Source organism: Clostridium sp. (genome assembly GCF_034179595.1).
Lineage (GTDB): Bacteria > Bacillota > Clostridia > Clostridiales > Clostridiaceae > Clostridium.
The window spans coordinates 25,457-44,994 of the sequence record NZ_JAXFPT010000067.1; the positions used below are offsets into that span (position 1 = coordinate 25,457).

Below are 19,538 nucleotides of genomic sequence, written 5' to 3' on the forward strand. Positions count from 1 at the left end.
TTTTATGAAGAAATCTAAAGGAATTTTGACTATTTTTGTAGTTTTGCTAATCTTAATAATTGGTACTATTTTTATGTATACTAAAACTATAAATCATCCATTAAAATCAAATAAAGAAAGTATTGTAGTTGAGGTAAAAGAAGGAGAAGGATTCTATACTTTATTAAATGAACTTAAAGAAAAGGATTTAATTAAAAATGAATTATTTATAAAACTTTATTTAAAACTAAATAGAGTTAATCCTAAAGTAACAAAAGGAACATATACAGTTAAAACAGATATAACCCTTTCAAAGCTTTTAGAAACATTGCAAACTGAAAGTGCAGTTAAGGTTGTTATTCCAGAAGGATATACTGTAGTACAAATAGCTGATATTCTTCAAAAAGATAAATTATTTTCAAAAGAAGAATTTTTAAAAGCAGTTAATAATTATCCTCTTCCAGATTACATAAAAAAAGATAATAAAAGAAGATATGCATTAGAAGGATTTTTATTCCCAGATACATATTTATTCCCAAAAAGATCTACACCAAATGAGGTTATAAAAACTATGTTAGATAAATTTCAATCTGTTATGAAAGAAGTTGAAAGTGAAACAGGGGTAACTGTTCCTACAGATGAAATTGATGAAGTGGTAACTAAAGCATCATTAATTGAAAAAGAAGCTAGAACTGAAAAAGATAGACCGCTAATATCTTCAGTTATTGATAATAGAATTGAAAAGAATATGCCACTTCAAATAGATGCAACTGTTATCTATGCATTAGGAAAACATGTAGATAAGGTATTATATAAGCATTTGGAGGTAGAATCACCATATAATACTTATAAAAATAAAGGATTGCCAGTAGGCCCAATAGCAAATCCAGGAAAGCCTTCATTAATTGCAGCGCTTGAACCTGCTAAAACGGATTATATTTATTACTTATTAAATCCTAAAACTGGAGAACACTATTTTACAAATAGTTATTCAGAATTTGAAAAAAAGAAAGTTGAATTTGGATATTAAATTATCTTGGAGGAATATATGAGTGGAATTACTTATGAATATATGGAAGAATATTTAAGAGGGTTAATTGGAGAAAGCAAAGGAAAGCTTAAGGAATTAGAAGATTTTGCTAAAGAGAATAAAGTTCCTATAGTACAAAAAGAAACTGCAAAGTTTTTAGAATTTATGGTTAGTATGAAAAAACCATTAAAAATCTTAGAACTTGGAACTGCTATAGGTTATTCATCTATACTTATGTATGAAGCTTCAAAAACTAATCCTGATATTATTACTATAGAAAGAAGTAAAGAAATGATAGACCTTGCAACAAAAAATATAGAAAAGTTTAATCTTCAAGATAAAATTTCTATAAAAGAAGGGGACTGTCTTGAAGTTTTAGAAAATCTTGATGAAAAATTCGATTTAATATTTATGGATGCGGGAAAGGGACATTATAATCATTTCTTACCACATTGTTTAAGATTATTAAAAGAAGATGGAATTATAATAGCTGATAATGTATTATTTAGAGGAATGGTTCCATCACAAGAGTTAGTAAAAAGAAGAAAAATAACAATAGTAAAAAGAATGAGAACATATTTAGAGATGGTTTCAAATGATGAAAACTTAATAACATCTGTCATTCCAATGGGAGATGGTATTGCTATAACTAAAAGGAGGTAACTTTTAAGATGAGAAAACCAGAGATTTTAGCTCCGGCTGGAAATTTAGAAAAATTAAAAATTGCTATAGATTTTGGAGCAGATGCTGTATATTTAGGTGGAGGAAAGCTAAATTTAAGAGCTTTTGCTGGAAACTTTACAAATGAAGAAATAGCTGAGGCAGTTAAGTATTGCCATGATAGAGGAAGAAAAGTTTATGTAACTTTAAATGTATTTGCTCGTAACTTTGATTTAAATGGAGCAGGAGAATACATAAAAGAACTAGAAAGCCTAGGAGTAGATGCTGTTTTAATATCTGATCCAGGATTAATAGCAATAGCTAGAGAAGTTGCTCCTAATTTAGAAATACATTTAAGTACTCAAGCTAATACTGTAAACTGGAGAGCAGCTAAGTTCTGGTATGATTTAGGCGTTAAGAGAATAGTACTTGCTAGAGAAATGACATTTAATGAAATAAAAGGATTTACAGAAAACCTTCCAGAAGAATGTGAATTAGAAGCATTTGTACATGGATCAATGTGTATGGCTTATTCAGGAAGATGTTTAATTTCAAACTATATGTTAGGAAGAGATTCTAATAAAGGAATATGTGCTAACGTATGTAGATATAAATATTATCTAGTTGAAGAAACAAGACCAAATGAATATTTCCCAGTTATGGAAGATGAAAAAGGAACTTATATAATGAACTCTAAGGATTTATGCATGATACAGCATATACCAGAGTTAGTTCAAAGCGGGGTATATTCATTTAAGATTGAAGGAAGAATGAAGAGTGAATTCTATGTTGCTTCAGTAGTTAAAGCATATAGAGAAGCTTTAGATAGCTACTGGGAAGATCCAGAAAACTTTGAATTTAAACAAGAATGGATGGATATATTATTAAAGGTTAGCCATAGACCATATCACACAGGATTCTTCTTTGGAAAATCAGGAGAACAAAACTATGAAGATTCTTCATATATAAGAGATTATGATATAGTAGGAATAGTAAAAGAATTTGACGAAGAAACTATGACTGCTACAATAATGCAAAAAAATAGAGTCTTTGAAGGAGATAGTGTTGATATATTAAGACCTTATACACCTAACTTCTCAATAAAGATGAACTCAATGTATGATGTAGAAAAAGATGTTGAAACTAACGTTGCAAATAGAGCGCATATGATATTTAAGATGAAGGTTGATACACCTTTAAAAGTAAATGATATGTTAATTAAAGGAAAACAAACTTTAGAATTTGGAGATAAATAGGAGGCAAACTGATGAAAAAACCTATACTTATTGGAATAACTGGAGGAACAGGTTCAGGAAAAAGTACTATAGCAGATGAAATTTATAATAGCTTTAGTGAAGAATGCATAGCAATGATACAACAAGATGCTTATTATAAAGATCAAAGTCATCTAACAATGGAAGAAAGAATAAAAACAAATTATGATCATCCAAAAGCATTTGATAATGATTTATTAATAGAGCATTTACATTGCTTAATGAATGGGAAATCAGTTGAAAAACCTATATACGACTTCACAATACATACTAGAGCAAAAGAAACTGTAAAAGTAGAGCCTAGAGAGATAATAATTGTTGAAGGTATACTTGTACTTGAAGATGAAAGAATTAGAGATCTTTTAGACATAAAGGTATATGTAGATACAGATGCTGATATAAGAATATTAAGAAGATTAGTTAGAGATATAAATGAAAGAGGAAGAGATGTTGATTCTGTAGTAGAGCAATATCTTTCAGTAGTTAGACCTATGCATATGCAATTTACTGAACCAACTAAGAGATATGCTGATATAATTGTTCCAGAAGGTGGACGCAATAAAGTAGCTATAGATATATTGGTTTCAAAAATTAAAGATACTTTAAGTTAGAAAGATTTGTATAAAACACCTTTCTTTAGTTAATAATTAGCTAAAGGAGGTGTTTTCCTTTTATGAAAAAAATAAACTTAAATAGGATTAATGCTTTGATGAGTTTTTTGATTATAATGTTTATTTTATTATGTATTAGACTATATTTTTTAAATGTTCATCCAACTGAAAGGGTTGAGGCAAATTATAAAAATCACCAAACAGAAAATATAAGCGAAAGTACATATATGCTATTAGATACAAATGGAAAAAATTTAATAGAGTATAAAAAAGTGTATGTCTTAGTTATTGATTCAAAACCTTTTAGTTTAAATAATTATGGTGAAACTTTAGAGGATTTAATGGCACTTAACTTTATTATGAAGGGTGAAAATAGTGATTTTAATTATACTGATATAATGAAAAGCCAAGGGAAAATATATTATACTATATCAGAAGAAACTTATAATAAAATAAATAAATTAAATAACTTAAAGGGAATTTATACTTTCGTTAGTGATAAGATAGATACAAAACAAGCTTGGGCTGTAAACTCTATTTTTTCTAATATAACCGATAAAAATATAGTCAAAGGATCAGTACAAGAAGAAATTTATGAAAATATAAAGAATAATGAAATTCCTAAAAAGAATTTTTATCTTGATGAAAAAAATGTTTATAAAGATGAAGAACTTGTAGTAAATGAAGATAATAAAAATATAAGACTTACAATAGATAAGGATTTTGATAAGAAGATTAGAGAAGTATTAAAGAATGAAGAATATCAAAAATATAAAAACGTAGGAGTAAGTATTATAGAAAGCAATACAGGTAAAATCAAAGCTTTAGTTCAAAAAAATGAAAGTGAAGCAAATATAAATTTAGGTATAGAGGGTATAGGTTATGAGCCAGGGTCTATTTATAAACTTATAACTTACGGAGCTGCATTAGAAGAGGGACTAATTACTTCATATAGTACTGTATCATGTAATGGGAAGATGTGTAATGGAAAAGCTCACGGAACTCTTACTATAAATGAAGGGCTAATAAAATCATGCAATGATGTATTTGGAGCTGTAGGACGTAAAGTTGGTTATGAGAGTCTAATGGGATATAGTGAAAAATTAGGGCTATTTAATAAAGTTATAGGAATAGAGGGAATTGGAAAAAATGAAACTTCAGGTATAAAACCTAAAAATACTGATTCTGACAATAATAATCTTATGGCACTTATATCAATAGGACAATCAATGAATGTATCTCCTATACAAATGCTTGGAGCTATAAATACATTTGTAAATGATGGTATATATGTAAAACCATATATAATTGAAGGCATATTAGATAATGATGATAAAGTAGTAAAAGAATATGAAACTAAGAAAGAAAGAATATTTACACAAACTACAAGCAAGATAGTTAAAAATGGAATGAAAGAAGTCGTTTTAAATGGAACAGGGGTAAATGCATTTGTACAAGGAGTTGATATGGGAGGAAAAACAGGCTCATCTTCAAGTAGCAATAATACAACTCATGGATGGTTTGTTGGATATTTTACAATAGATAATATAGAATATACAATGATTGTTTTTATCCCGGATTTAGTAGAAAAGAAAGATGAAAATGTAGGTGGTGGTAATACAGCAGCTCCTATATTTAAAGATATAGTATTAAAATTAAATAGTTAATTATATTTTCTATATATAAAGCAAGTTTTTATAATGGAAATCATATGATATTAGTAAGCACTGTAAGGAGGATTAAAGTGTTAGTAATATCTAATTTTGTTGATTTACTTTGTAACACTGTGTTTTTTACTGGATATATTTCAAGTAATAATACATTCCCTACACCTCTTGATGAGAAAGAAGAAGAAAAGTATTTAAGAAGGTTAAAAGAGGGGGATAAGGAAGCTAAGAGTGTATTAATCGAAAGAAATTTAAGGTTAGTAGCACATATAGTTAAAAAGTATTCTTTTCCAAATAAGGATGTTGATGAATTGATTTCTATTGGAACTGTAGGACTTATAAAAGCAATAGATTCTTTCGATGTTGATAAGGGTACAAGACTTGCAACATATGCATCTAGATGTATAGAAAATGAAATACTAATGCTATTTAGAAATAACAAAAAGCAAAAAGGGGAAGTTTATCTTCAAGATCCTATAGGAGTTGATAAAGAAGGAAATGAAATTTGTTTAATCGATGTACTTAGTAGTGATAAGGATTCTGTACTTGAAAAAGTTGAAAGTAATCTTCAGGTAAGAGCTTTATATAAAAAGATGGAAGAGATACTTACAGAAAGAGAACATAATATAATTGTTATGAGATATGGACTTAAAGATGGAAAAAATAAAACACAAAGAGAGATTGCTGCAAAGTTAAATATATCAAGATCATATGTATCTAGGATAGAGAAAAAAGCCTTAAAAAAACTTCAAAAGGTTTTATATGGAAAAAACATTTAAATTATTTTAAATTCCTCTATAATTATAGAGGAATTTGTTTATCTTTATAGAAGTATAAGAGTGAAATGGAGGTAAAAATGTATAATTTAAAAGAATTACTAGAAAAAACAATAGAATTAAATGCATCAGATTTACATTTAACAACTGGAACACCACCGGTTATAAGATTAAATGGAAAATTAATAGCCATTGGAGAAGAAAACTTAACTAAAGATATTATGTCTGAATTTGCTAAAGAAATATTAGGCGATAAATTTGATGAGTACAATGAAATTGGAGAAGCTGACATATCTTATGAATTATCTAATAAAGGTAGATTTAGGGTTAATGTATTTAAGCAAAGCAACAAAGATGCTATAGCATTAAGAGTTATGAGTTTAAAAATCCCAAGCTTAGATGAACTAAATCATCCTAATATTTTAAAAGAATTAATAAAAAAACAAAGAGGATTAATTCTTGTAACGGGACCTACAGGAAGTGGTAAAAGTACTACACTTGCAGCTATGATTAATGAAATAAATAAAACTAGAAGCGCTCATATAATAACTTTAGAAGATCCTATAGAATATGTGCATAATCATCAAAAATGCATTATTAATCAAAGAGAAATTGGAAAAGATACTAAAAGTTATGCAAATGCATTAAGAGCAGTTTTAAGAGAAGATCCAGATGTTATCCTTGTAGGAGAAATGAGAGATTTAGAAACTATTTCAATTGCTATAACAGCAGCTGAAACAGGTCATTTAGTTCTTTCAACTTTACATACTATTGGGGCTGCAAAGACAATAGATAGAATAATAGATGTTTTTCCACCACATCAACAACAGCAAATAAGAATTCAACTTGCATCTGTTTTACAAGGAATAATATCTCAGCAATTAGTTCCTAGTATAGATGGAACTAAAAGATTTGCAGCACTTGAAACAATGGTAATTACTCCTGCTATACAAAACCAAATAAGAGAAGGAAAAACTTATCAAATTGAATCAGCAATTCAAACAGGAGGTAGATTTGGTATGAAAACTATGGATATGTCTTTAGGAGAACTTGTTAGAAATGGAGATATAAGCAAAGAAACTGCAATTTTATATTCAACTGATAAAGAAATACTAGAAAAAATGATTATGCTTTAGTATAATTTTTATATAAAATAAATGATCATTAATTAATATCATTAATTAATGATCATTTATTTTGGGATATATTATTTTAAAAAATAACAAAATTATTAATTATAATAAAAACAGAAAAATAAAAAGGATTTCGTAAATATATGTTGAATATATAAATGTAAGTAAAAATGACAGGAGGGAAGATAGGGAAAATGCAAGAATTTTTAGTTACAGCAATAGATATAGGGACCCAAAAAATTTCAGCTTCATGTGGATTATCATCAATTGGAAAAGAAGTTGAGATATTAGGAAGTTCTTGTGTTTATTCAAAGGGTGTTGAAAAGGGGAAAATAACTGACGTTGAAAAATGCAAGGAAGCATTTCTCGAAGCTTTAGATAATTTAGAAGATGATATAGATAGAGAAATTAAAGATATTTACATAGGACTACCTGTTGAGGATGTTAGAATTGAAGAGTATAGTTGTGAACAGAATATCAACGGTGTAGTAACACCTAAAAATCTTAGAAATGCATTAGAATTTATAAAAGAAAATACTTTTGTAAATGATGATGAGCAAATATGTGATATTTTTATAAATTATTATAAAGTTGATGAAAAACTTAGCTTAGATTTAACTGAAACTTTAGAAGGTGATAAGCTTTTAGTAAATGCTACTGTTGTTATTTGTAAAAGAGAAATAATAAGAAAATACATGGAATTATGTGCAGGAACAAGATATAGTATTAAAGGTTTTATAGTTAACATAATATCACTTAAAAAGATATTTTTCTTTAGAGATCAACTTGGTGAAAGAGTTATGGTAGAAAGTGGAGCAGCACTAACAGAAGTAGCTATATTTAAAGATGGTATAGTTAAAGAGATATTCTCTATTCCGCTAGGTGGAAATAATATAACTAGTGATTTATCAATATGTGCTGGGCTTTCTATGAAAGAAGCAGAAGAAATGAAGTGTGAATATAGTAATAATTATAAATCACTTTATAATGAAAAAGATGAAAAGGAACTTACTTTAGGTGAAAAAACTATTCATAAAGAACTTTTCTATAAAGTTTGTGAAGCTAGAATTGAAGAAATTCTTAATTATGTAAATAATGAATTAAAAAATACTGGTCATTTTGATAATCTATGTAGTATAATTCTATGTAGTGATTCTTTAACAAACTTTGAAAATATAGACCAATTATCTAAGGAAATATTGAACGATAGGGTTCGTATATTTACAAAAAATGATTTTGGTATGCAAAATTTTTCAAATATTACTTCATTAGCTATTGTTAAAGAGGTGCATGATAGGGTAGAATTAATATGTGAAGAATTTACAAATGACAGTAAAGAAATTAATTTAATATTTGAAAAAGTAAGCGATATAAATGATAATGAAAAGTATGATATAGAGAAGGACGATCTTGTTAAGAAAAAAACGAATAACAAAGGTATTAGGGGAAAAATAAGAAGTTTACTAAAGGATATTTTCTAAAGGAGGAATTGTTTTGTTAGATTTTGAAGTTGATATGCAAGAATTAACCAATATAAAGGTAATAGGTTGTGGTGGTGGAGGTAGTAATGCCGTAAACCGAATGATAGTTGAAGGACTAAAAAATGTAGAATTTATAGCTATTAATACAGATAAACAAGCACTTATGTTATCTCATGCTAATCAAAAAATTCAAATCGGAGAAAAATTAACTAAAGGATTAGGAGCGGGAGCAAATCCTGAAATAGGACAAAAAGCAGCAGAAGAAAGTAGAGAAGAAATCACATCTGCAATTAAAGGTGCTAATATGGTATTTATAACTGCTGGTATGGGTGGTGGAACAGGAACTGGAGCTGCCCCAGTAGTTGCAGAAATAGCTAAATCATTAGAAATACTTACAGTAGGTGTTGTAACAAAACCTTTCCCATTTGAAGGAAAAAGAAGAATGAGACATGCTGAAATGGGAATAGCTAAGTTAAAGGAAAAAGTTGATACATTAGTAATAATCCCAAATGAAAGATTATTATTTATGGCTGATAAAAAGACTACTTTATTAGATTCATTTAGATTAGCTGATGATGTTTTAAGACAAGGGGTTCAAGCAATCTCTGACCTTATAACTATACCAGGGGTAGTTAATGCCGACTTTGCTGACATAAAAGCAGTTATGTTAAATAAAGGTTTAGCTCACATGGGAGTTGGACATGGAAATGGAGATAATAGAGCTGCTGATGCTGTTAAAGAAGCAATTGCATCACCTTTACTTGAAACTTCAATTGAAGGAGCAACAGGTGTAATATTAAACTTTACAGGTGGAGCAGACCTTGGAGCACTTGAAGTATATGAAGCAGCAGATGTTGTAAGAGAAGCAGCAGATGCAGATGCAAATATAATCTTCGGGGCAGTTATAGATGAAACGCTTCAAGATGAAATAAGAATAACTGTTATAGCTACAGGATTTGAAGAAGAGTTAATTGGAACTCCTTTAAAAGAAACTGCTAAAGTAGAAGTTAAATCACAAATTAAACAACAAAATGAAGAAGTAATAAGTGAAGTTAAAGAAGAAGCTGAGGTTGAAACTTTAGAAGAACCAGCAAATTCAAGTACTTTTACTGAAGAGGATTTATCTATACCTACATTCTTAAGAAGACCAAGAAGAACAAATTAATATTTTTTAATAAGAGACCTTGGAATTAAATTTCCAAGGTTCTTTTATACAATTAAGTTACAAAAAAGTTAAAAAAAAATTAATAAAAGGAAAATTATAATCATTAAATTATTTAAGAATATAAGAAAATATGATAGAATTATAAAAAATATGATAGAATTATAAAAGAATTTTTGTAATAAATAAATTTAATGTTATATATTGGGAGAAAAGTATGAAAAGTAAGAAGATAGCGGCATTATTATTACTTGCAGCAGCAACAGCTGCAGGATCGATTGGGTTAAATGATACGAATGCATTTGCAAGTACTCCAAAAAGCACTGTTAAAGCTACTAGTAAATCAACTCAAACAACAAAACAAGGTATAGTTGTTAATGTAAACTCAACTTTAAGAGTAAGAAAGAGTGCGTCAACAAGTTCAGAAGCATTAGGATACTTAAAAAATGGAAGCAAAGTTGAAATAGTTTCAAAATCAGGATCATGGTATAAGATAAAGTATAATAAAGGATACGGATATGTATACAAAGATTATATAAAAGAAACTAATACAAACACTAATAATAGTACAAATAGTAATATTACTAATAACAATAATACTACTAATAATAATACAAATAATAGTGGTAATAATAACAGCAACAATAACAACAATAATAACAGTAATACTACTAATGATACTAATAATAGTAATAACAATAATAATGTTGCTAACAATAATAATAGTAATAATCAAACTAATAAACCTGAAAATGTAGAAGGAACACAAAAGTATGGTAAAGTAGAAGTTAATAGTGTTCTTAGAATAAGAGAAGATGCAGATACAAATTCTAAAACAATAGGAAATTTAGAAAATGGATCTGTTGTTGAAATAGTAGGAGAAAAAAATAATTTCTATAATGTAAAATATGATAATATCATTGGATATTCATCAAAAGATTTCATAAAAGAAATTTCTAAAAAAGAAGCAGATGAAATTATAAATAATAATCAAAATGGATCAGGTATAACAAGTGAAATTACAACTAATTATAATGTTTCTATGGATTCATATATAAAAGCGCAAAAAGCTAGAGTTCCATATTATAGTTATGAATCATATGAAAAGTATATAAATCCAAATAAGGCAACTAATAAGTATCAATTTTTAAGATTAGATGAATTTAGAAATATTAGTGTAGATGGATTAAATGATTATTTTGAAAATACAGATTCAGGAGTATTAAAGGGACATGCCAAAGCATTTGTTGATTCAGCAAAGCAATTTGATATTGATCCACTATATTTTGCAGCACAATCAATACATGAAACAGGTTATGGTAAGAGTAGATTAGCAAAAGGTGTTACTATAACTCAAATAGCTAATCCTAACAAAGAGATATATAATGACAAGGGTCAGCTTATAGGGTATGAAATGATTAAACTTAAAGAGCCTGTAACTGTTTATAATTTATTTGGAATAGGTGCATATGATAATTCAGATGTATTTCCAAATAGAGCTTTAATCCTTGGAACAACATATGCATATAATCATGGATGGACAAGCGTTGATAAAGCTGTTGAAGGAGCTGCAAAATTTGTATCAGATAATTATGTAAATAGTTCAAGATATAATCAAAATACTTTATATAAGATGAGATTTGCACCTAATCAAGATTTAATGTGGCACCAATATGCTACAACTGTATGGTATGCTTCAGAGATAGGAGAACAAATGGATGAAATGAAGTATTTATATATAGGAAATAATGATTTTATTTTTGATAGACCTAAGTTTATAGAGTCTAAGACTTTAAAGACTACTTCATTTATAACAGTTCAAGAAGGAAATGAAAATTTACCACAAAGTGCAGCACATGTTTCAATAGAAAATCAGAACAATTAATTTTTATAAAAAGACTTATGTAAAAGACATAGGTCTTTTTATTTTATTTTAAAACAAAAAAATAGTAGAATTATATATTTAAATATCAATAAAAAGTAATAAAAAAATTAAAAGACTTCTTGATGTAACTATATGTAAAAAAAAATAATAAAAAACTAATATTCTTATTTATTAATATGACAAAATTTTAAAATCTATAATTATATAATTTTAATGGGAGAGTGATTTAGTGGATATATATTTAGATATATTACTTATAGAAAACTTTTTAGTTAATTTATTTTTACTTATGATTTCCTATAAAGTACTTAGAGAAAAGTATTCATTTAAAAAATGTATATTATCGTCAGGGATAGGAGCTTTATATACATTAACTATGGTGTTTAAAGAATTAAATTGGCTATCTAATAATTTATTTCAGGTTATTGTTGCATTAAGTTTAGCTTATATTCCACTAAAAAATAAAAAAATAAAAAATGCACTAAAATGCGGTGCAACATTTATAGCTTCAGCATGTGTATTAAGTGGGATTTGCTTTAAGGTAGCTATTATAACTAATGAATATTCAATAAGAAATGGTATTATGATTAATAACTTTAAAGTTAAATATTTAATTATATGTGTAGCTATTTTATTTGTAAGTTTAGAAAGAATCACAACTTATATAAGAGAGAAAAATATAATAGGAGATTTTTTCTATGATATTGAAATTACAATTAAGGACAAGGTTATCATGATAAAAGGATTTTTAGATTCTGGAAATGAACTAAGAGAACCAATAACTAATTTGCCTTGTATATTAGTTGAAGAAGATTACTTAAATACTTTAGATATGAAAAATGAAGGAGCATTTTATATACCTTATAGTGCTATTGGCTATAATGGAAGTTTAAAAGGATTTAAAGTAAATAACATAAAGCTTAAAAAATGCGGTGAGACATTTAGAGAAATAGATGCGATATTGTGTCCATGTAAAGATACTTTAAGCAGAGATAATGAGTTTAATGCATTGTTATCAAGGGGTGTAATATAAGGAGGGAATTATGTTAAAAATTCAGATTCTATTAAATAGGATATTAGAAAAGTTAGGATTATGTAGGGGAAAACTTCATTATGTAGGGGGAAGTGATGCTCTTCCACCACCTCTTTCAAAGGAAGAAGAAGAGGAACTTGTAAATAGATTAAATGATGATGCAGAAGAAGTTAGAAGCACTTTAATAGAAAGAAATTTAAGACTTGTTGTTTATATAGCTAGAAAATTTGAAAATACGGGTGTATATGTAGAAGATTTAATTTCTGTTGGAACTATTGGGCTTATAAAGGCAGTAAATACCTTTAATCCAGAAAAAAAGATAAAACTTGCAACATATGCATCTAGATGCATTGAAAATGAAATACTTATGCATTTAAGAAGAAATAATAAAATTAAAGCAGAGATATCATTTTACGAACCACTAAATATAGATTGGGATGGAAATGAACTTCTTTTATCTGATATTTTAGGTACAGAAAACGATACAATATATAATTTAATTGAAGATGAAGTAGACAAACAGTTATTATTTATAGCATTAAAAAATCTAAATGATAGAGAAAAAGAAATAGTTAAATTAAGATTTGGATTAAATGGGACAAATGAAAAAACTCAAAAAGAAGTTGCAGACCTTTTAGGAATATCTCAATCTTATATTTCAAGATTAGAAAAAAAGATAATAAATAGATTAAAAAAAGAAATTAGCAAAATGGTTTAGGTTGTCTTTAGTATAAAACTATTATCTTACGGAAATACTTTTATTGTGATGATATTATTTCCAAAAGGAGTTGATGATATTGATCATTAATAAAGTTGAAATATGTGGCGTAAATACTGCAAAGCTTCCTATACTTAATGAAAAAGAAAAAAGGGAACTTTTATTAAAGATTCAATCTGGAGATAATAGTGCAAGAGAAGCGTTTATAAAAGGTAATTTAAGATTAGTATTAAGTGTTATTCAAAGGTTTAATAATAGAGGAGAAAACGTTGATGATTTATTCCAAGTTGGATGCATAGGACTTATGAAAGCTATTGATAATTTTGATCTTTCTCAAAATGTTAAGTTTTCAACATATGCTGTTCCAATGATAATAGGAGAAATAAGAAGATATTTAAGAGATAATAATTCAATAAGAGTTAGTAGATCACTAAGAGATATAGCATATAAAGCATTGTTAGTTAGAGATAAGCTTGTCAAAGATAACAATAAAGAACCAAATATATCTCAAATAGCAAGAGAATTAGAAATTCCTAGAGAAGATGTAGTATTTGCATTAGATGCAATACAAGATCCAGTATCTTTATTTGAGCCAATATATCATGATGGCGGAGATGCAATATATGTAATGGATCAAATTAGTGATTCAAAAAATACCGATGAAAATTGGCTTGAAAATATCTCAATAAATGAAGCAATGAAAAAACTAACTGACAGAGAAAAACTAATATTAAATCTTAGGTTTTTTAGGGGAAGGACACAGATGGAAGTGGCAGATGAGATAGGTATATCTCAAGCACAGGTATCAAGATTAGAAAAAACGGCGCTTAAACATATGAGAAAGTATATTTAGAAAAGGAACTCTTTAAGGGTTCTTTTTCTTTATATAATAAAAAATTATATATTTGAATATAAATGTAAAGTATAAAAGGGGGAATTTATGTGGAAGAAAATTTACACTCAATTAATGCTATGAGGAGTATGGAAATAATAGATGTAAATACAGGGAAAAAACTTGGATATATAAGTGACATAAAATTAGATTGTGAAGAAGATAAGGTGCTATCATTGATACTTCCTGGAGAAAGTAAGGGGTGGTTTGGAAAGAGTGAAGAAATAGAAATACCTTGGGAAAATATAAAGAAGATAGGTGTTGATGTTATATTAGTGTCAGTAAGTGATATAGGTATAAGTTTAGGTGAAGATAGTATTTATAGATAGTATCTAGTCAGATAAGGAAAAAATATGTATAATAACGATATAGATAAGTAATTTAGTGTACAGAAAGGTGGGAGTTATCTATGAAGTGCCCTTTTTGTTCTTTTGAAGAAAGTAAGGTAGTAGATTCAAGATCAACAGATGATAATACTACAATAAGAAGAAGAAGAGAATGTTCAAACTGTAATAGAAGATATACAACATATGAAAAGGTAGAAGATATTCCAATTTTAGTTGTCAAAAAAGATTCAACTAGAGAAAATTTTAATAAAGAAAAGATTATAAATGGCTTAATTATAGCATGCCAAAAAAGACCTATTTCTAGAAAACAAATAGAAGAAATTGCAGAAGATATTGAAAAAACAATATCAAATAAAATGATGACAGAAGTTCAATCAAATTATATAGGTGAAATGGTTATGGAAAGACTTAAAGAGATTGATGAAGTATCATATGTAAGATTTGCTTCTGTATATAGGCAATTCAAAGATATAAATACCTTTATGGAAGAAATAAATAGATTAATGAGATAGATTTTTATAACATATGTTGTAAAGCATTTTAATTCTAAGCTTAGAATTAGAATGCTTTTTACGTTAAAGTTAGGTAAAATGATTAAAGTCTGATAGATAATAAATATAGGAAATGTTAAAATGATATAAAAGATATGGAGGAAGAGATTTATGAATAGTATACACATAGAAAATTTTGAAAGAAAGAGAGATTTTTTAGTTTTAGATAATGAGAAATCAGAGGTTGTATTTTCAACTGCAGAAGATAATAGAAGTTTTAATAGAAATACTAAAGAAGGTATTTTAGCATTAGAGAGTATAAAAAAAGACTTTAATGTTGATGAAGTTATATATATAAAACAAATTCATTCAGATAAAGTTTTAAATTACGATAATCAGGTAGATTTCATTGAAAATGAAGGAGATGCAATAATTACAAATAAGAAAAATGTTGCAATTGGAGTATTTACAGCAGATTGTGTTCCTGTAATTGCTGTAAATGAAGTAGATGGAGTAATAGCTGCTATTCATAGTGGATGGAGAGGAACTTTTGATTCAATAACTAAGAAAACTTTAGAAAAGATGACAGAAGTTTATAAAGTTAATCATAAAAATACAAAAGTATATATAGGAGCTCATATAAGAAAATGTTGTTATGAAGTTTCAGAAGAGCTTAAAGAAAAATTTATAGAAGAGAAAAATCATATAAATAAGGACGATTTATTTTACAATAGAAATTTAAGTTTAAAAGAATGTATCTTAAAAGATGCATTAGATAGTGGAATACTAGAAAATAATATCTATGATTTTGGTGCATGCACTTATTGTGAAGATAATATAAAACTACACTCATATAGAAAATCAAATGGATCTTATGGAAGGTTATTTTCATTTGCTTTTCTAAAGTAGAGGAGGAAAAAACGATTTGTTAAAAGAAAAAATATTAATAGTTGATGATGAAGAACATATATTAGAGCTATTAAAATTTAATATTAAAAATGCTGGATATGAAGTCATAACTGCAAATAATGGAATTGATGGTCTTAATTTAGCTAAAGAAGAAAAACCAAGTTTAGTCTTATTAGATCTTATGATTCCTGGAATGGACGGCTATGATGTATGTAAGGAAATTAAGAAAAATAACGAAACAAGCAATATAGCAATAATAATGCTAACAGCAAAGGGAGAAGAGTTAGATAAAATATTAGGGCTTGAACTTGGAGCAGATGATTATATAACAAAACCATTTTCTATAAGAGAATTACTTGCAAGAGTAAAGGCGGTTTTAAGAAGAAGTGTAGTATCTAATAAAGATAATGAAGAAAGCTATTATGAAAATTCAAGACTTAAAATTGATTTTGAAAGACATGAAGTATTAATAAATAAAGAAAAAATAGATATGACGCTTAAAGAATTTGAGCTTCTTGAAATACTTATTAAAAATAGAGGGAAAATATTAAAAAGAGAAATGCTTTTAGATAAGATATGGGGATATGGGTATATTGGAGAAACTAGAACTGTTAATGTTCATATAAGATATTTAAGAAAAAAAATAGAAGAAGATGATAAAAATCCTAAGCTTATTGAAACAATAAGGGGCGTTGGATATAGATTTAATGGGTAATTATTATGAAGAAAAAAATAGTTACATCAGTAATAATAACTATAGTATTTGCACTTGCAATATTAACATTATCTTTTATTACATTATCTAGTGCACAGGAAATAAAAAATACAAAAGATATTCTTAGAAACTATAATAATATTGTTGCTAAGTCAATACTTAAATATAATGAAAAATTAGATGAAGATACTTTAAATGATTTTAAGATAGGCAATACTACTATAAGGTTTACTATAATAAATAAAGATGGAACAGTAATATTTGATTCAAAAAATAATGATAAAGGCAATAAATATTTAGATAGAGAAGAAATAAAAATGGCTAATGAAAATGTAAATGGTATAGGCTACTCTGAAAGATATAGTGAAACATTAGGAGAGAATATGGTATACTGTGCAACAAAACTTAGTGATGGAACTATAGTAAGAAGTAGTGTGCCAGAATCAACAGTAAAGATATTTTATGAAGAGAATATAAAGTATTACATTGTATTAGCTTTTATAGTTTTACTTCTTTCAATAACACTAGCTCTTAAACTTGTAAGAATAATAGTTGAACCTGTAAAGCATTTAGAAAGTGTTACTTCAAAAATTGCAAATGGAAATCTTCAAACTAGAGTTAATATAAATTCAGATGATGAATTAGGACATTTAGGAAAAACATTTAACAATATGGCAGATCAACTTCAAAGCAAGATGAATGAAATAGTAGATAGACAAAACAGACTAGAATCTATCTTAAATTGTATGCAAAGTGGAGTTATAGCTGTAGATAATAATAATGACATAATTACTATTAATCCTTATGCTAAAAAAATATTTGGAATAAACTCAAATGTAACAGGAAAAAGTTTAAACGGATGTATTGAAGATAAGAGAATAAAAGATATATTAAAAAATGAAGATGGCAGTGAACTTCAAGTTAAAATAAAAAAACCAGTTAGAAGATTCTTAAAAATAAAGACTGCAACTGTTATTAATGGATATAAGAAAATTGGTAGAGTTATTGCAATACAAGATATAACAGAAATGAAGAGGCTTGAAAATATAAGAACACAGTTTGTTGCAAATGTATCTCATGAATTAAAAACTCCTCTTACATCTATTAAAGGATTTGCAGAAACTCTAAGATATGTAGATGATGATGAAACAAAGAATAAATTTTTAGATATAATAGATAAAGAAACCATAAGGCTTACAAGACTTATAAATGATATATTAGTTCTTTCAAATTTAGAAAGCAATACTGTTGAAGAAATGGAAGAATTATTACCAGATGAAATTATATATGATGTTATTGATATTTTAAGTGAGCAAGCAAATAAAAAAGATATTAAGATAACATTTGATAGAGAAAATATAAATTATATCTTAGGGCAGAAGGATAAATTTATGCAAATAGCTCTTAATATTATTGAAAATTCAATAAAGTATTCAGAAAAGGGAGACAAAATATTTATAAAAAGTTTTTCTAAAGATGGATACTATAATTTCATAGTAAAAGATACAGGGATTGGAATTCCAAAAGAAGACCTTCCAAGAATATTTGAAAGATTTTATAGAGTTGATAAGTCAAGAAAAAGCGGAGGAACAGGTCTTGGCCTTGCAATAGTAAAACATATAGTAAAAAGCTTTGGAGGAACTATAGAAGTTAAATCAGAGCTTAATGAAGGAACAGAATTTATATTTAGAATAAAACATATTTAAAAAAGACAGATTATATAATCTGTCTTTTTTTATTTTTAGAGCATTAATTTTAATTAAATTTAACGAAAATCTAATATACTTTAACTTTTGTATAATAATCGCTTAACCTTCAAAAGATATTATAAGAATATATTTATTAGAAATTAAAATCTTTCATGGAGGATACATAAATATGAGGAAGAAAATTTTAAAGGTATTAATAGCGATATTAGTTATAACTGCATTAAGTGGAATATTTGTAGGTTGTAATTCTAAAGAAAATAATTCTGCTTATGAGGGAGAAAATATAACTATAAGTGGATCATCAGCACTTCTTCCGTTAATGGAACAATCTATAGAAAAATTTAATGAAATTAATCCAAAAGATATAATAAATGCACAAGCTGGAGGGTCAGGAACAGGTCTTACTCAAGTATTAGAAGGTATGGCTGATATAGGGACTTCAGATGTGTTTGCAGAAAGTAAACTAACAAAAGAGCAAGCAAATGAGCTTGTAGATCATAAAGTTGTTGCACAAGGGTTTGGAGTAGTTGTTAATAAAGATTCTAAAATAGAAAACTTAACTAAAAAACAAATACAAGACATATTTTCAGGGAAAATAAAAAACTTTAAAGAAATTGGAGGAAAAGACTTAGATATATTAGTAATTCATAGGCCAGCCTCTTCAGGATCTAGAGAAACATTTGTAGAAAAAATCTTAAATGGAAATAAAAATTTAGAAAATGATTCTATAGGTATTGTTCAAGATAGTAATGGAGCAGTATTAAATACTATAAAAGAAAATGAGGGTGCTATAAGTTATATAGCTTTATCTTATATGACTAATAAAGAAGCTAAAGAAAACTTAGGATTAATAAAAATAGATGGTAAAGAGCCAACAACTACAAATATAAAATTAGGTAAATATAGCTTTTGGGCATGGGGACATATGTACACTAATGGAGAAGCTAAAGGGCTTTCAAAAAGATTTATTGATTTTATAGATAGCAAAGAAAATGCAGGAAGTGTAGAAAATCTTGGATTGATTCGTGGAAGTGAAATAAAAGAATAATCATTAAAAAGCAATAGA

Annotated in this window: 19 protein-coding genes; all 19 read left to right on the forward strand. The window is 27.1% G+C overall.

The genetic code is table 11. The annotated features are described in order from the left end of the window. Positions 1 to 4: 4 nt before the first annotated feature. The 19 genes from mltG to SPJ33_RS08050 all read left to right on the forward strand — a co-directional run bounded on the left by mltG (position 5) and on the right by SPJ33_RS08050 (position 19,520). Positions 5 to 1,009 carry an endolytic transglycosylase MltG gene (gene mltG / locus SPJ33_RS07960; protein WP_321117429.1) on the forward strand — a complete coding sequence of 335 codons (1,005 nt, stop codon included), beginning with the start codon at positions 5 to 7 and terminating at the stop codon, positions 1,007 to 1,009. A gap of 18 nt (positions 1,010 to 1,027) precedes the next feature. Continuing rightward, positions 1,028 to 1,672: an O-methyltransferase gene (locus SPJ33_RS07965; protein ID WP_321117430.1), complete on the forward strand. Its 645-nt coding sequence runs from the start codon at positions 1,028 to 1,030 to the stop codon at positions 1,670 to 1,672. A gap of 8 nt (positions 1,673 to 1,680) precedes the next feature. Further along, positions 1,681 to 2,925 carry a U32 family peptidase gene (locus SPJ33_RS07970; protein ID WP_321117431.1) on the forward strand — a complete coding sequence of 415 codons (1,245 nt, stop codon included), beginning with the start codon at positions 1,681 to 1,683 and terminating at the stop codon, positions 2,923 to 2,925. Positions 2,926 to 2,936: 11 nt separating this feature from the next. Further along, the gene (gene udk / locus SPJ33_RS07975) at positions 2,937 to 3,554 is read left to right on the forward strand and encodes a uridine kinase (protein ID WP_321117433.1); all 618 of its coding nucleotides are present in this window, start codon (positions 2,937 to 2,939) and stop codon (positions 3,552 to 3,554) included. 62 nt (positions 3,555 to 3,616) lie between these two features. Beyond that, entirely contained in the window at positions 3,617 to 5,221 is a 1,605-nt protein-coding gene (locus tag SPJ33_RS07980; RefSeq protein ID WP_321117434.1) for a penicillin-binding transpeptidase domain-containing protein, read from the forward strand. A 77-nt stretch (positions 5,222 to 5,298) separates the two neighbouring features. Next, the gene (gene sigK, locus SPJ33_RS07985; RefSeq protein WP_321117435.1) at positions 5,299 to 6,000 is read left to right on the forward strand and encodes an RNA polymerase sporulation sigma factor SigK; all 702 of its coding nucleotides are present in this window, start codon (positions 5,299 to 5,301) and stop codon (positions 5,998 to 6,000) included. Between the two features lie 77 nt (positions 6,001 to 6,077). Continuing rightward, on the forward strand, positions 6,078 to 7,133 hold the full coding sequence (locus SPJ33_RS07990; RefSeq protein WP_321117436.1) for a type IV pilus twitching motility protein PilT: 1,056 nt from the start codon (positions 6,078 to 6,080) through the stop codon (positions 7,131 to 7,133). Between the two features lie 191 nt (positions 7,134 to 7,324). Next, entirely contained in the window at positions 7,325 to 8,611 is a 1,287-nt protein-coding gene (locus SPJ33_RS07995) for a cell division FtsA domain-containing protein (RefSeq protein ID WP_321117437.1), read from the forward strand. Between the two features lie 13 nt (positions 8,612 to 8,624). After that, a complete protein-coding gene (gene ftsZ, locus SPJ33_RS08000) occupies positions 8,625 to 9,776 on the forward strand; it encodes a cell division protein FtsZ (RefSeq protein ID WP_321117438.1) in 1,152 nt (383 codons plus the stop codon). A gap of 214 nt (positions 9,777 to 9,990) precedes the next feature. After that, positions 9,991 to 11,658 (forward strand): SH3 domain-containing protein, encoded by a 1,668-nt coding sequence (locus SPJ33_RS08005; protein WP_321117439.1) that lies wholly within the window; start codon positions 9,991 to 9,993, stop codon positions 11,656 to 11,658. 229 nt (positions 11,659 to 11,887) lie between these two features. After that, positions 11,888 to 12,691 (forward strand): sigma-E processing peptidase SpoIIGA, encoded by an 804-nt coding sequence (locus SPJ33_RS08010; RefSeq protein WP_321117440.1) that lies wholly within the window; start codon positions 11,888 to 11,890, stop codon positions 12,689 to 12,691. 10 nt (positions 12,692 to 12,701) lie between these two features. Beyond that, complete coding sequence (gene sigE / locus SPJ33_RS08015; protein WP_321117441.1) at positions 12,702 to 13,409, forward strand: RNA polymerase sporulation sigma factor SigE; 708 nt, start codon at positions 12,702 to 12,704, stop codon at positions 13,407 to 13,409. 79 nt (positions 13,410 to 13,488) lie between these two features. Further along, a complete protein-coding gene (sigG, locus tag SPJ33_RS08020) occupies positions 13,489 to 14,262 on the forward strand; it encodes an RNA polymerase sporulation sigma factor SigG (RefSeq protein ID WP_321117442.1) in 774 nt (257 codons plus the stop codon). A gap of 89 nt (positions 14,263 to 14,351) precedes the next feature. Next, positions 14,352 to 14,630 (forward strand): YlmC/YmxH family sporulation protein, encoded by a 279-nt coding sequence (locus SPJ33_RS08025; RefSeq protein ID WP_321117443.1) that lies wholly within the window; start codon positions 14,352 to 14,354, stop codon positions 14,628 to 14,630. 80 nt (positions 14,631 to 14,710) lie between these two features. After that, positions 14,711 to 15,160 (forward strand): transcriptional regulator NrdR, encoded by a 450-nt coding sequence (gene nrdR, locus SPJ33_RS08030; protein WP_321117444.1) that lies wholly within the window; start codon positions 14,711 to 14,713, stop codon positions 15,158 to 15,160. Between the two features lie 150 nt (positions 15,161 to 15,310). Then, a complete protein-coding gene (locus tag SPJ33_RS08035) occupies positions 15,311 to 16,048 on the forward strand; it encodes a polyphenol oxidase family protein (protein WP_321117445.1) in 738 nt (245 codons plus the stop codon). A 16-nt stretch (positions 16,049 to 16,064) separates the two neighbouring features. Further along, entirely contained in the window at positions 16,065 to 16,763 is a 699-nt protein-coding gene (locus SPJ33_RS08040) for a response regulator transcription factor (protein ID WP_321117446.1), read from the forward strand. 5 nt (positions 16,764 to 16,768) lie between these two features. Then, the gene (locus tag SPJ33_RS08045) at positions 16,769 to 18,469 is read left to right on the forward strand and encodes a sensor histidine kinase (RefSeq protein WP_321117447.1); all 1,701 of its coding nucleotides are present in this window, start codon (positions 16,769 to 16,771) and stop codon (positions 18,467 to 18,469) included. A 172-nt stretch (positions 18,470 to 18,641) separates the two neighbouring features. Then, positions 18,642 to 19,520: a phosphate ABC transporter substrate-binding protein gene (locus SPJ33_RS08050; protein WP_321117448.1), complete on the forward strand. Its 879-nt coding sequence runs from the start codon at positions 18,642 to 18,644 to the stop codon at positions 19,518 to 19,520. The last annotated feature ends 18 nt before the right edge of the window (positions 19,521 to 19,538 follow it).

Coding starts and splice junctions, on each gene's coding strand:
- mltG (WP_321117429.1), top strand. CDS start 5: ATGAAGAAATCTAAAGGAATTTTGACTATTTTTGTAGTTTTGCTAATC.
- SPJ33_RS07965 (WP_321117430.1), top strand. CDS start 1,028: ATGAGTGGAATTACTTATGAATATATGGAAGAATATTTAAGAGGGTTA.
- SPJ33_RS07970 (WP_321117431.1), top strand. CDS start 1,681: ATGAGAAAACCAGAGATTTTAGCTCCGGCTGGAAATTTAGAAAAATTA.
- udk (WP_321117433.1), top strand. CDS start 2,937: ATGAAAAAACCTATACTTATTGGAATAACTGGAGGAACAGGTTCAGGA.
- SPJ33_RS07980 (WP_321117434.1), top strand. CDS start 3,617: ATGAAAAAAATAAACTTAAATAGGATTAATGCTTTGATGAGTTTTTTG.
- SPJ33_RS07990 (WP_321117436.1), top strand. CDS start 6,078: ATGTATAATTTAAAAGAATTACTAGAAAAAACAATAGAATTAAATGCA.
- SPJ33_RS07995 (WP_321117437.1), top strand. CDS start 7,325: ATGCAAGAATTTTTAGTTACAGCAATAGATATAGGGACCCAAAAAATT.
- SPJ33_RS08005 (WP_321117439.1), top strand. CDS start 9,991: ATGAAAAGTAAGAAGATAGCGGCATTATTATTACTTGCAGCAGCAACA.
- sigE (WP_321117441.1), top strand. CDS start 12,702: ATGTTAAAAATTCAGATTCTATTAAATAGGATATTAGAAAAGTTAGGA.
- nrdR (WP_321117444.1), top strand. CDS start 14,711: ATGAAGTGCCCTTTTTGTTCTTTTGAAGAAAGTAAGGTAGTAGATTCA.
- SPJ33_RS08035 (WP_321117445.1), top strand. CDS start 15,311: ATGAATAGTATACACATAGAAAATTTTGAAAGAAAGAGAGATTTTTTA.
- SPJ33_RS08045 (WP_321117447.1), top strand. CDS start 16,769: ATGAAGAAAAAAATAGTTACATCAGTAATAATAACTATAGTATTTGCA.
- SPJ33_RS08050 (WP_321117448.1), top strand. CDS start 18,642: ATGAGGAAGAAAATTTTAAAGGTATTAATAGCGATATTAGTTATAACT.